The sequence below is a fragment of the Alteraurantiacibacter buctensis genome (assembly GCF_009827655.1).
In the GTDB taxonomy this organism is placed as follows: domain Bacteria; phylum Pseudomonadota; class Alphaproteobacteria; order Sphingomonadales; family Sphingomonadaceae; genus Alteraurantiacibacter; species Alteraurantiacibacter buctensis.
In genome coordinates, this window is record NZ_WTYV01000001.1 from 630,187 (window position 1) to 641,355 (window position 11,169).

Here is an 11,169-nt window from a genome sequence, read left to right on the forward strand (position 1 = left end):
CACGGGTCACGCTGGCAACTCCGGCTGCGGCACGATTCCCGCCCCGATCACCCGCAGCGCATTGCCGCCCATCACCGCGCGAATCTCGCCTTCGGAGAACCCTGCGCGCAGCAAGCCTTGCGTGATCTGCACCAGGTGCGCGGTATCGAACCGGGTGGTCACCGTGCCGTCGAAATCGCTGCCCAGCGCCACGTGGGCAATGCCCACCAGGTTCCGCACGTGGACCATCGCCCGCACGATTCCCGCCGGCGAGATATCGCACACGGCGCTGTCCCAATAGCCGATGCCGATCACCCCGCCGGTGGCCGCCACGCCCCTGATCTCGTCATCGGTCAGGTTGCGGTTGCCGGGGCAGGTCGCCTGCACCCCGCCGTGGCTGGAGACGACGGGGCGGCGGGCCATGGCCAGCACCTCGGCCACGCAGGCGTGGCTGCAATGGGCGATGTCGACGATCATGCCCATCCGTTCCATCTGCCGCACCACGTCACGCCCCATCGGGGTGAGGCCGCCCTTGGCCTCGCCGTGCATCGATCCAGCCAGCTCGTTGTCGAAGAAATGCGTCAGCCCCGCCATCCGCACTCCCGCATCGTAAAGGCGCGGCAGGTTGGCCACATCGCCCTCCAGGTCATGCAGGCCTTCGACCGAAAGCATCACGCCCACGGGCCGCTGCCTTGTGGCGCGCGCATCGAGCAGCGCGGCCAGCCCGGCATTGTCGGTCACTGGCACCAGCGCGCCTTCGCTCCGCTCCACCGCCTGCGCCAGCTTGGCGGCGTGGAACAGGGTGCGCTGGAGCAGCGAGGTCCAGGTGGGCACCGGCTGCAACTGGGCCACGGCCAGCAGGGTGATATCGTCGCGCGCCTCGGCGCTGTTGGTCTCGTTGTTGAGGCCGGCGGGGCTCTTGGTCACGCTGGAAAGCACCTGCAGCGCCACGTTGCCATCCTTCAGGCGCGGCAGGTCCACATGGCCCCTGTCCGCCCGGTCGAGGATGCTGCGCTGCCACAGCAGGGTATCGGCGTGCAGGTCCACCACGGTCAGGCTGGCATGAAGAGCGCGGGCTTCATCCGAAACCTCCGGCAGGGGCCCGCCGTCGACCACGTTCATCTGCCGCTCGGCGATGCCGGGGGCCAGGAGGAAGAAGGCCGCCAGCAGCGCGGCGACCAGCGCCAGCGACCACAGCGGGGCCCAGCGGATCACCGCGCGCGCCGCCGGTAGGTGACGAAATCGTGCGCCGGCCAGCCGTGGGCGGCGGGGCGGTGCTCGCGCGCCACCTCTTCCCACTGGGCGGAATCGGGCAGCGGCATGAACACGTCGCCCGCCGTATCCTCGAACACCTCGGTGATTTCCCAGCGGGTGGCGAGGTGGTCCAGCATGGCGAAGATTTCCGCTCCGCCGATCACCGAGAAGTCACCGTTGCCCACCAGCGCCAGCACGCCCCCCTCGTCATGGGCCACCTCCGCGCCAGGCGCGTTCCAGCCCGGGTTGCGGGTGACCACGATATGGCGGCGGCCCGGCAGCAGGCCGGGCAGGCTCTCGAAGGTCTTGCGGCCCATCACCATTGGCATACCCATGGTGTGCGCCTTGAACCGCTGCAAATCCTCGCGGATCTTCCACGGCACGTCACCGCCAGCCGCGATGCAGCCGTTGGTGGCGCGGGCGACCACGAAGGGAACCTCGCGCTCCATTGGGCGCGCCTCACCCGACACGGGTGATATGCCCCATCTTGCGCCCGGCGCGCGCCTCTGCCTTGCCGTAGAGGTGTAGCCGCGCTTTCGGATCGGCCAGGTGGCGCGCGATATCGAGCGAGCCTTCCCCGATCAGGTTGTCCATCACGATCCGGTCCGCCGTGCTGGCGGTATCGCCCAGCGGCAGGCCGCAGATGGCGCGCACGTGGTTTTCGAACTGGCTGGTGACGGCCCCCTCGATGGTCCAGTGGCCGGAATTGTGGACGCGCGGCGCCAGCTCGTTCAGCACCGGGCCGCCGCGGGTGGCAAAGAACTCCGCCGTCATCACCCCGACATAGCCCAGCGCCTCAGCCACGCGGGCGGCCATTGCGCGCGCCTCGCCCACCTGCTCGGCCACGATGGCCGGCGCAGGCAGCACGCTGTGCGCCAGGATGCCGTTTTCGTGGGTGTTGTGAGCCGAATCCCAGAACCGCACCTCGCCGTTGCGGGCGCGCACCAGGATCACCGAGAATTCGCAGACGAAGTGGACCAGCCCTTCATAGACCAGCCCGCTTTCGGGCATCCGCAGGCCCAGGGCATCGGCCGGGCTGGCAACCTTCCACTGGCCTTTGCCGTCATACCCGTCGCGCCGCGTCTTGAGGATGCCGGGGATGCCCACTTTCAGCAGCGCGGCTTCGATCTCGCTCTCGTGGTCGATCGGGGCATAGGGGGCCGTGGTGCCGCCAAGCTGTTCCACGAAGCGCTTTTCGCGGAACCGGTCCTGCGCCACTTCCAGCGCAGCCACGCCGGGGGCAAGCTGGCCGCCCACGAACACCGCCAGCGGGGCCACCGGCACGTTCTCGAATTCATAGGTGACCACGTCGCAGGCGGCGGCAAAACCGGCCAGCGCCGCCTTGTCATGCCAGCCGGCGCAGGTGAACTTCGCCGCCACTTCGGCGGCCACGCTGTCCTTTTCCGGCGTGTAGATGTGGCAGTGATAGCCAAGCTGCGCGGCGGCCACCGCGATCATGCGGCCAAGCTGCCCGCCGCCCAGGATGCCGATGGTGCTGCCTGCAGGCAGGGCGGTCGCGCTCATCCCCGTCTCGCGCCTTACTGGTCCACCGGCCGTTCGGCCACGGCCTCGGTCTGTGCGGCGCGGAAGGCTTTCAGCCGTTCGGCCAGCGCGGGATCGGTCAGCGCCAGGATCGAGGCGGCCAGGATCCCGGCGTTGGTGGCCCCCGCCTCGCCGATGGCCAGCGTGCCCACGGGAATGCCGGCGGGCATCTGCACGATGGACAGCAGGCTGTCCTGGCCGGACAGCGCGCGGCTCTGCACCGGCACGCCCAGCACGGGCAGGTGGGTCAGGCTGGCAACCATGCCTGGCAGGTGCGCCGCGCCGCCCGCGCCCGCGATGATCACCTTGAAGCCCTCGTCTGCCGCGCCGTGGCCGAACTGGTGCAGCCGGTCGGGCGTGCGATGGGCCGAGACGATGCGGCTGTCATGGGCCACGCCCAGCTTGTCCAGCACCTCGGCGGCGCGCTTCATGGTCGGCCAGTCGCTCTGGCTGCCCATGACGATGGCTACGGGTGCCCCCATTCGCTTACCGGTCCTTCAGGTAGTGCCGCTCGCCGGGGACGAGCTGCGTATCAAAGTCATAGACGATCGGCTGGCCGGTGGGAATTTCCAGCTCGGTGATGTCCGCATCCGAAATGCCCGACAGGTGCTTCACCAGGGCGCGCAGGCTGTTGCCATGCGCCGCCACGATCACCGTCTCGCCCGCGCCAAGCTGCGGCAGGATCGTGCTTTCCCAGTAGGGCAGCACGCGCTCGATCGTCAGCTTCAGGCTTTCGGTTGCGGGGATGGCGATCCCGGCATAGCGCGGGTCCGATGCCAGGTCGAACGGGCCATTGGCTTCAAGCGGCGGCGGCGGCACGTCGAAACTGCGACGCCACACCTTGACCTGCTCGTCGCCGTGCTTGGCGGCAGTCTCGGCCTTGTCGAGGCCGGTCAGGCCGCCATAGTGGCGCTCGTTCAGCCGCCAGTCCTTGGTTTCGGGGATCCACAGGCGGCCGCAGGCCTCCAGCGCCAGGTGCAGCGTCTTGATCGCCCGCTTCTGGACCGATGTGAAGGCCACCGTGGGCAGCAGGCCCTTGGCTGCCAGCAGTTCGCCTGCGGCAGTGGCTTCGGCCACGCCCTTGTCGGTCAGGTCCACGTCCCACCAGCCGGTGAAGCGGTTTTCCAGGTTCCACTGGCTCTGGCCGTGGCGGACGAGGATCAGGCTGGGCATGTCGTCTCCCGAATTGCGGTTGCGGCCCGCCGTTAGCCGCTCGAATCGCCCTTGGGAAGGGCGGGGGGCCGATCGCTGGTATTCAAGGCGCGGGACCCCTGTTCGCTCAAGGCGCGGGCCTGGGCCTTGCGACGATGCAGGTTCTCGCGCAGCTTGGCGGCCAGTCTTTCTTCGCGGCTGGGCTTTTGGGTCATGGACAAATCCATGCCGTTAAACCGGCCGGCACTCAAGCCGTGCTTGACTTTGGCAGCGTCCCCGACAATAGCGCGCGCCTGCCAGCCGCCCCATCACGGGCGGCGCGATGGTCCTGCTGCTGTAGCTCAGTGGTAGAGCGCACCCTTGGTAAGGGTGAGGTCGGGAGTTCAATCCTCCCCAGCAGCACCATTACACTCCTAAATACTTGATTAAAAAGGATTTTTCGCCGCCCCTCGCGGGAAGGGCGGGAAACCGCGCACTTTGCGGCCTGATTTTCTGGGCTCAGGACTGAGAAGGGGTGACTTGCGGCCGAGAGAGAGAGCATCTGGGGCAGCGACTCTCTGAAGGCGATTTTGGTGTCCTGTGTTGGAGATTGAGGTCGCAAGTTCAATCATGTTGCGAAGCACCATTCCACTGTCGTATGGACGGCAAAACGGCACCTCGGAAATCGACCTGCCAAAAACGGCGCAGTTCTGCGCCGTTTCAAGCCTTGTGCATTCGGGTTGAGGACTGAGACGCCTAGATCAGAGGCTGCTCGCGGCCAGATCTCGCCGCCCTTCTCGGAAGCCGCTTTTCCTGTCCTGAGATGGTTCTGAGGCGATTCGCGGGGCCGCGAGGCTTATACGAAGCCGAGCGCCTTGCGCTGGTCGTTCCAATCAAGCGGAAGCTCGCCGCAACGAAGCAGCGACCGCGCCGTCAATTCGACCGGCTGCCGGCCTTCGACGATCGCCATGGTGATGTCCGGCGCCAGGAAGCGCAGCCGTGCCAGGCGAACCAGATGGCTGCGCTCGACCGGATTGGCGGGGCGTTGCTCGGTGGTCAGCTTCTTCCATGCAGCCCAGCCTCGCCGGATCAGATCGATAAGGTGCGGATCGCGGTTGGCGCGTCGCGCATCGGGAGTGGCGTAAACCAGGCGAAGTTCGATCCCGCGACGTTTGAGCGAGACGGGCGTGATCAGGACGACACGATCCCGGAGCAGCGCATCTAATGTGGCGACCAACATGGCTTCGGCAAGAAGGCTGCGATCCAGCTCGATCCTGAGCGCATGGGTCTCAACCGAAACCCGGACATCGAGCTGCTGGAGGGCTTCCCAAAGTCCCTTGCTGTCATCGGATGGTGGCGCGAGCATTGCGGCTCTCGAAACGTTGGCGTCCGTCAGGCCAGGCGCGCCCAGTTCGGCATTGAGCCGGTCGGGTTCGGAAAGGAAGTTTGCAAGGGACTGCTGGACGAGGGCTTCGACGTCGCCTGCAGGCAGACGCCAACCGTTGCGGTTGTCGCGAGTGCTGCTGACATAGTAGTTGTAGCGCTTGCCACGCTTCTTGCAGTGAGTGCTGTAGAGGCGCAGGCCATCGGTGTCGAAGATTCGTCCCGCAAGCGCGCTGACCTTGCCCGTGCGCGGGCGCTTCACTACGCCGCTCAACCGGGACTGCACCTTTTCCCAGAGCATACGATCAATGATTGCCTCATGCTCGCCGGGATAAATCTGACCCTTGTGATTGACCTCGCCGAGGTAAATGCGGTTGCCGAGAATGTGCCGAAGACCGCCGGGCCGGAATGGCGTTCCGCCAAAGGGTCGGCCATTGCGGGTCACGCGCTGCTTGGACCGGAAGCCGAGCTTGGCCAGATCCCCGGCAAGGATCTCGATCGATGGCGAAGTCAGATATCGGGCGAAGATTAGCCGGACCATCTCCGCCTCGGTCGGACTGATTACCAACTTCCGGTCGATAACATCGTAGCCGATCGGCACGGGTCCACCCATCCACATGCCCTTGCGCTTTGATGCCGCGATCTTGTCGCGAATCCGCTCGCCGGTTACCTCGCGCTCGAACTGAGCGAAGGACAAGAGGACATTGAGAGTCAGCCGACCCATTGAATTGGTGGTATTGAACGCCTGGGTCACGCTGACGAAGCTGGCGCCCGTTTCGTCGAGCACTTCGACTATCTTGGCGAAGTCGACGAGGCGCCGGGTCAGCCGATCGACCTTGTAGACGACGATGACATCGACCCTGCCCTCGCGGACATCGGCGAGCAATCGCTGCATCGCCGGGCGGTCCATGGTTCCTCCTGAAATCCCCCCGTCGTCGTAGTGGTCTGGCAACAAGGTCCAGCCTTCGTGCTGCTGCGACATGACATAAGCAGCACAGGCCTCTCGCTGGGCATCGAGACTGTTGAAGGCCTGCTCCAGGCCTTCCTCGGTCGATTTGCGGGTATAGATCGCGCATCGCACCAGTGGCGGGGTAGACCGGCTCATGCCTTGCCTGATCGCTTGAGCCCGAAGAAGCGCGGACCCGACCATTGCGCACCGGTGATGTGCCGCGCGATCATCGAGAGCGAGCGCCAGGATCGGCCTGCAAACTCGAAGCCGTCCGCCATGACCAGCACCGTATAGATCGTGCCGTTCCACTCGCGTACCAGGCGGGTGCCGGGTTTCAGCTTGAGCGGCGGTTCGGGCATGGCGGCGGTCTGATCGGCCGAGATGGACTCGAGGTGCTTGCGCATCACCACCGGTAGCCCGCCGAACTTTCGTTCCTGCCGCTCATAGGCGAGCGCGCGGCGCAACAGCGAAGGAGCCACCTCCGGCACCGGCGCAGCGAATGTCTCCGCCCATACAGATGCCAAGGTGTCGCCGCTCATCGTCGTAATCCGTTCAAGGTCGTTTGGCAGCCAGCCCATTAGCTAGCCCCGTAAACGATGCGGTAGTGACGCTGGCCCTCGACTTTCTCGCTGGTTACAGAGTGCCCCTTCTTCCTGAGGCCAGTGAGCGCTGCGCGAGTGGTATGCGGCAGCCAGCCGGTTGCAGCGACCAGCTGGTCGATCGTCGCGCCTTCTGGTCGTTGGAGCAGGCCGAGGACTAGGTCTGACTTGCTGGCGCGCTTGGTCGGAACTGGCGCGGCGAGTCGATCCGCGGTTGCAATCATGGGATCCCGGGCCATCCGGCGCGGACGCTTCGTCACGGGCTTGGTAACGACGGCAGCTTCGTTGGTATCAGTCATGGGTGGATCTCCTTGCGGGAGCAGCGACAATTCGCTGCTTCCACCACCCAAGGCCCTGCCGGTCGCACCGGTCAGGGCTGCGGCCTCATGCATAGGCCGCGATGCAATGACTGCACCAATGCTTGCGGTGCGCCAGAAGTCCAATGGAATGTGGGGACCAAAGACAAGGCAAAGGGCAAAGCCTAATGTCTGCATTGCGCCTTCTAAGTGGTCGTTCTTGCAGTTGGCATACTTGCCCCAAAGCGGACTTTCGAATGCACCGAGATGCGATAAATGCGTGCGGGCTAGTGGACCCGCGGCCGTTGCCGGGCGCGCCTACCTCTTCCGGTCCTCCAAGCAGATCGCGAAGCTTGCGCCATTCTGGCAAAACCTCCTCGGGCTTGAGGGCGGTCTGGGCGTAGCGGGTCTGGCTCTTGCGGGCGTTCTCTTCCGCATCACGCCACTGCGTTTCCAAGGCCGCCTCGGCATCGCCGAAATCGAACATGCCCTGTGCGCGCGGCTTGCTGGAATGGAGCAGCATGGCCTGCATCAGCGCGTTGGAGACGCTGGCAGAATCTTCAGGCACCGGGACGACGACGCCGGTTTCCTTCTGGATACGCTTCATCTTCTCCGTGATCACCTTGATCACCGCACCGTCGATGATCGAGTTGGCCCCAAACATCATCACCGACCAGACATTGTCCTCATGCTGGCCAAAGCGGTCCACCCGTCCATCACGCTGCTGGTGTCGCGTGGGGTTCCAGTTGAGATCGTAGTGGACCACTGCGTTGAACAGTGCCTGGAGGTTGATACCCTCCGACAAGCAATCGGTGGCTACTAGGATACGGTTTGGATGATCGGACATCGCCTCCACGCGCGCGCGGCGGTCCTCAGGAGTGAGGCGGCCGGTAACAACCTCGACGGTATGCTTCTTGAACTGTGCACGCAGCGCCTCGCCGACAGCTTCGGCCGTGCTGATGAAGCGACAGAAGATCACCGGCCGGGCACCCTTCTTGGCGGTTAGATCCTTCACTTGCGCCACCAGTTCGCGCAGCTTGGGATCCTCGCTGAAGCGGCCTGCCAGAACTTCGGCCTTGCCGATCAGGTCCTTCAGCGTTGCGATCTCTTCGCATTCTACTGCCGTTGCTGGTTCGACGTCGGTGTCGGCAAATTGACCCTCGTCTCCATCGAACAGGAGCGGCTCAAGCGCCGCTTCTTCAGCCATGCCACCTAGCCGATTGCGCAGAGCGCTTAGCGCCGCCGCCGGGGATGGGGCATACCGGCCCCTGGTGGCCTGCCTGCTCGCGCAGCTTCGCAAGATGTCGGCTTGCCGCGACATCACCTTTTGCTGCTTTGCGCTGGAGTGTATTCGCCGGCCATCGCACGTTTCACGGTCTTGATGATCGACGAGCCAATGCTGCCGTCATTCTCGAATTGCTCGGTGCAGTAATGAACCTGGACCCCCGCTCGGCGACAGCGGAGCTCGTAGCTGGCTGCCTCGTCCGGATCCTGAAAGCGTCCCCAGCGGCTGACATCATAAACCAGCAGCGCGGTGAAATCGGCGCGTCCGGTTTTCACGTCATCGATCAATTGCTGCAGCGCCAGGCGCCCACCGATGTTGAGGCCACTTTTGCCTTCATCAGCGTAGGTCCGAACAATCTGATAGCCGCGCTTGTCGGCGTATTGGCGGATGGCTTCGGACTGGTTGTCCGTCGAATACTTCTGGTGCTCGGTCGACATGCGGACGTATTCTGCCGCCCGTTGCTTGGGCGGTTCGTCCTCGCCTTCAGGCTCCTTCGGATCCAACCATCGTATTACCATCACGGTCCCGACTGACGTCTGTCGCTGTGTCCACGCCGAAACCTTCATGTACAGTATGAGGGGCCGAAGGATGGTTCGTAAAAGCGTAAGTCAACTTCGGGATTCACCCTTTGGGCTTTCGGATTCCGAGCTGGGAGCACAAATCGGAGCGGCGCTTCGGGCTGAGCTGGGTGCGAGTCGCCGAGCTACAAAAACCGTGATGCGCTGGACTAGCGTTAGCGACACGACGGCACGAGCCTGGTTGCAGGGCCGCGCCAGTCCAAGCGGCATTCATTTGATCGCTCTTGCAGCGAACTCAGATACCGTGATGTCGGTTCTGCTGAAGCTAACCGGCCATGACGACCTCGAGCTCGGACTGGAATTGCGGATCATCGAGCAAGGCCTCCAACAAGCACTGGCCCATGTTCATTCATTGGCAGGCGAGAGAGATCTGGAGGTTTGATGGCTTGTGAAAACTCCCGACCGAGGACGCCAAAGTTGAATCCCTGTTCGTCAGATGCAGATCGCTGTTCCTTTGAAAATATTCCCTGATCCGATCATCGAAATTCCCTGTTATCCTAAGCAGGGAATTTGGGCGGAAAGGCCCGCAATTCTGCCGTTTCCGCGACGGTAAAGATCGCCGATTCGCGCGATTTTAGCGAAATTCCCTGTTAATCGGGCATTATCAGGGAATTCGGGACCAAAGACCAGTCCGCCCCTCACTGCGTCGCGCACCATTTCTTTCCGTGCACCCATCCGGGTTGACGATCCTTCGATGCTGATCGCTTCACTTCGTTTCGCGGCATCTGCGGGCGCGCGTTCGCGCTTGCGGGCCTTCCGGCCAGTCAGCGGCAGTAGGCGAGGTTCCTCAGGCTTTCACATCAACCCACTCGGGGTGCCGCGCGAAGGCGCTGACGACGTAGGGACACTGCGGGGCGATCCTGAAGCCGTGTTCGCGGGCATCGGCCACGATGGCTTCCACCAGCTTGCCGGCCAGGCCCTGGCCGCGCGCTTCGGGCGGGGTGAAGGTGTGATCGACCAGGCGTACCGGGGTGCCGTCCTTCTCGCGCCGCTGCCAGGTCAACACGGCCGGCCGGGCGCTGCCTTCCACCATGATGGTGTATTCGCCGCCGTTGGTGGTTTCGACCCGCTTGATTTCGACATCGGACGACATGAGGCTGCTCCTTTGTGCCACCTTGCCACAAACCGGCCCTGCGGCCATTGCGATTTCCCCTCAAGGACCAATGTAAGATGCAATTCCTGTCCGACAATGCGGCGCGCGTGCACCCCCGGGTGTGGCAGGCCATGCAGGCCGCCGATGCGCCCGATGCGCCCTATGACGGCGATGCCCTGTCGCGCCGGCTGGACGCGGTGTTTGCCGATCTGTTCGGACGGGATTGCGCCGTGGTCTGGGCAGGCACCGGCACGGCGGCCAACTGCCTGGCGCTGGCCACGCTGGTGCAGCCGCACGGCGGGGTGATCTGTCACCGCGAATCGCACATCGAGATGGACGAGGGCGGGGCGCCCGGCTTCTACCTGCACGGGGCCAAGCTGCTGCTGGCCGAAGGGGCGGGGGCGAAGCTGAGCGTGGCAGCGGTGGAGCAGGTGCTGGCCGGCATCACCCGTGGCGTGCACCAGGTGCAGGCCCATGCCATCAGCGTCACGCAGGCAAGCGAATACGGCCAGGCCTATACGCCGGACGAGTTGCGGGCGCTGGGCGCGCTGGCCGCGAATCGCGGGCTGGGCCTGCACATGGACGGGGCGCGGTTTGCCAATGCCGTGGCCTTTCTGGGCTGTTCCCCCGCCGAGGCCGCCGGACCGGTCGATGCGCTGAGCTTCGGTTTCACCAAGAACGGCGGCATGGATGCCGAGGTGATCGTGTTTTTTGATCCGGCAAAGGCAGACCTCGCCCGGTGGCGCAGGAAGCGCGCCGGCCACCTCCATTCCAAGGGCCGCTTCATGGCCGCGCAGGTGGTGGCGCTGCTGGAGGGCGGCCTGTGGCTAGAGCTGGCGGGGCACGCCAATGCGCTTGCCGCCGAGGTGGCCTGGGGGGCGAGCGAACGGCTGGTTTATCGCCCGCAGGCGAACGAGGTCTTCGCGCGGCTGACCGCGGCAGAACGCGCCGCTTTGCGCGCACAGGGTTTTGCCTTTTACGACTGGGACGAAGCCTGTGTCCGGTTCGTGACCGCGTGGGATACGCGCGAAGAGGATGCGCGCGCCCTGTCCCGCGCCCTGGCGGCCCTGTGAACGGACC

14 protein-coding genes and 1 tRNA gene are annotated in these 11,169 nt (G+C 64.8%); 3 read left to right on the plus strand and 12 right to left on the minus strand.

Annotated elements, in window-relative coordinates; all coding sequences use genetic code 11:
• Positions 1-6: 6 nt before the first annotated feature.
• The 6 genes from GRI99_RS02980 to GRI99_RS18440 are packed head-to-tail and all read right to left on the minus strand — an operon-like array spanning position 7 to position 4,142.
• On the minus strand, positions 7-1,194 hold the full coding sequence (locus GRI99_RS02980) for a dipeptidase (protein WP_337192839.1): 1,188 nt from the start codon (positions 1,192-1,194) through the stop codon (positions 7-9).
• Positions 1,191-1,682, minus strand: a complete 492-nt coding sequence (locus tag GRI99_RS02985) for a dihydrofolate reductase (protein ID WP_160770497.1) — start codon at positions 1,680-1,682, stop codon at positions 1,191-1,193. The genes GRI99_RS02980 and GRI99_RS02985 overlap by 4 nt, the downstream gene beginning before the upstream one ends.
• 10 nt (positions 1,683-1,692) lie before the next feature.
• Positions 1,693-2,757 (minus strand): 5-(carboxyamino)imidazole ribonucleotide synthase, encoded by a 1,065-nt coding sequence (locus tag GRI99_RS02990; protein WP_160770498.1) that lies wholly within the window; start codon positions 2,755-2,757, stop codon positions 1,693-1,695.
• A gap of 14 nt (positions 2,758-2,771) precedes the next feature.
• On the minus strand, positions 2,772-3,257 hold the full coding sequence (purE, locus tag GRI99_RS02995) for a 5-(carboxyamino)imidazole ribonucleotide mutase (protein ID WP_160770499.1): 486 nt from the start codon (positions 3,255-3,257) through the stop codon (positions 2,772-2,774).
• A 4-nt stretch (positions 3,258-3,261) separates the two neighbouring features.
• Positions 3,262-3,948, minus strand: coding sequence for a 2,3-diphosphoglycerate-dependent phosphoglycerate mutase (gpmA, locus tag GRI99_RS03000; RefSeq protein WP_160770500.1), 687 nt, complete (start codon positions 3,946-3,948; stop codon positions 3,262-3,264).
• A gap of 32 nt (positions 3,949-3,980) precedes the next feature.
• Positions 3,981-4,142 (minus strand): hypothetical protein, encoded by a 162-nt coding sequence (locus GRI99_RS18440; protein WP_202392950.1) that lies wholly within the window; start codon positions 4,140-4,142, stop codon positions 3,981-3,983.
• A 115-nt stretch (positions 4,143-4,257) separates the two neighbouring features.
• Here GRI99_RS18440 and GRI99_RS03005 point away from each other — a divergent pair.
• Positions 4,258-4,332 (plus strand) — tRNA-Thr (locus GRI99_RS03005).
• Positions 4,333-4,762: 430 nt separating this feature from the next.
• Here the strand turns inward: GRI99_RS03005 and GRI99_RS03010 are convergent.
• The 5 genes from GRI99_RS03010 to GRI99_RS03030 form a co-directional block, all read right to left on the minus strand.
• The gene (locus GRI99_RS03010; protein WP_160770501.1) at positions 4,763-6,394 is read right to left on the minus strand and encodes a recombinase family protein; all 1,632 of its coding nucleotides are present in this window, start codon (positions 6,392-6,394) and stop codon (positions 4,763-4,765) included.
• Positions 6,391-6,816 carry a DUF2924 domain-containing protein gene (locus GRI99_RS03015; protein ID WP_160770502.1) on the minus strand — a complete coding sequence of 142 codons (426 nt, stop codon included), beginning with the start codon at positions 6,814-6,816 and terminating at the stop codon, positions 6,391-6,393. The genes GRI99_RS03010 and GRI99_RS03015 overlap by 4 nt, the downstream gene beginning before the upstream one ends.
• Entirely contained in the window at positions 6,816-7,136 is a 321-nt protein-coding gene (locus GRI99_RS18605; RefSeq protein ID WP_237438079.1) for a DUF3489 domain-containing protein, read from the minus strand. The genes GRI99_RS03015 and GRI99_RS18605 overlap by 1 nt, the downstream gene beginning before the upstream one ends.
• 85 nt (positions 7,137-7,221) lie before the next feature.
• Positions 7,222-8,340, minus strand: a complete 1,119-nt coding sequence (locus GRI99_RS03025; protein ID WP_237438080.1) for a C-terminal helicase domain-containing protein — start codon at positions 8,338-8,340, stop codon at positions 7,222-7,224.
• A gap of 113 nt (positions 8,341-8,453) precedes the next feature.
• A complete protein-coding gene (locus GRI99_RS03030) occupies positions 8,454-8,921 on the minus strand; it encodes a recombinase family protein (protein WP_337192840.1) in 468 nt (155 codons plus the stop codon).
• A 322-nt stretch (positions 8,922-9,243) separates the two neighbouring features.
• Between GRI99_RS03030 and GRI99_RS18830 the strand changes: the two genes are divergently transcribed.
• Positions 9,244-9,378: a hypothetical protein gene (locus tag GRI99_RS18830; protein WP_272917374.1), complete on the plus strand. Its 135-nt coding sequence runs from the start codon at positions 9,244-9,246 to the stop codon at positions 9,376-9,378.
• 405 nt (positions 9,379-9,783) lie between these two features.
• Here the strand turns inward: GRI99_RS18830 and GRI99_RS03040 are convergent, their stop codons facing one another.
• Positions 9,784-10,089: a GNAT family N-acetyltransferase gene (locus GRI99_RS03040; protein ID WP_237438081.1), complete on the minus strand. Its 306-nt coding sequence runs from the start codon at positions 10,087-10,089 to the stop codon at positions 9,784-9,786.
• A 77-nt stretch (positions 10,090-10,166) separates the two neighbouring features.
• Between GRI99_RS03040 and GRI99_RS03045 the strand changes: the two genes are divergently transcribed.
• A complete protein-coding gene (locus GRI99_RS03045; protein WP_160770505.1) occupies positions 10,167-11,162 on the plus strand; it encodes a threonine aldolase family protein in 996 nt (331 codons plus the stop codon).
• The last annotated feature ends 7 nt before the right edge of the window (positions 11,163-11,169 follow it).

Coding starts and splice junctions, on each gene's coding strand:
- GRI99_RS02985 (WP_160770497.1), bottom strand. CDS start 1,682: ATGGAGCGCGAGGTTCCCTTCGTGGTCGCCCGCGCCACCAACGGCTGC.
- GRI99_RS02990 (WP_160770498.1), bottom strand. CDS start 2,757: ATGAGCGCGACCGCCCTGCCTGCAGGCAGCACCATCGGCATCCTGGGC.
- purE (WP_160770499.1), bottom strand. CDS start 3,257: ATGGGGGCACCCGTAGCCATCGTCATGGGCAGCCAGAGCGACTGGCCG.
- gpmA (WP_160770500.1), bottom strand. CDS start 3,948: ATGCCCAGCCTGATCCTCGTCCGCCACGGCCAGAGCCAGTGGAACCTG.
- GRI99_RS18440 (WP_202392950.1), bottom strand. CDS start 4,142: ATGACCCAAAAGCCCAGCCGCGAAGAAAGACTGGCCGCCAAGCTGCGC.
- GRI99_RS03010 (WP_160770501.1), bottom strand. CDS start 6,394: ATGAGCCGGTCTACCCCGCCACTGGTGCGATGCGCGATCTATACCCGC.
- GRI99_RS03015 (WP_160770502.1), bottom strand. CDS start 6,816: ATGGGCTGGCTGCCAAACGACCTTGAACGGATTACGACGATGAGCGGC.
- GRI99_RS18605 (WP_237438079.1), bottom strand. CDS start 7,136: ATGACTGATACCAACGAAGCTGCCGTCGTTACCAAGCCCGTGACGAAG.
- GRI99_RS03025 (WP_237438080.1), bottom strand. CDS start 8,340: ATGGCTGAAGAAGCGGCGCTTGAGCCGCTCCTGTTCGATGGAGACGAG.
- GRI99_RS18830 (WP_272917374.1), top strand. CDS start 9,244: ATGTCGGTTCTGCTGAAGCTAACCGGCCATGACGACCTCGAGCTCGGA.
- GRI99_RS03040 (WP_237438081.1), bottom strand. CDS start 10,089: ATGTCGTCCGATGTCGAAATCAAGCGGGTCGAAACCACCAACGGCGGC.
- GRI99_RS03045 (WP_160770505.1), top strand. CDS start 10,167: ATGCAATTCCTGTCCGACAATGCGGCGCGCGTGCACCCCCGGGTGTGG.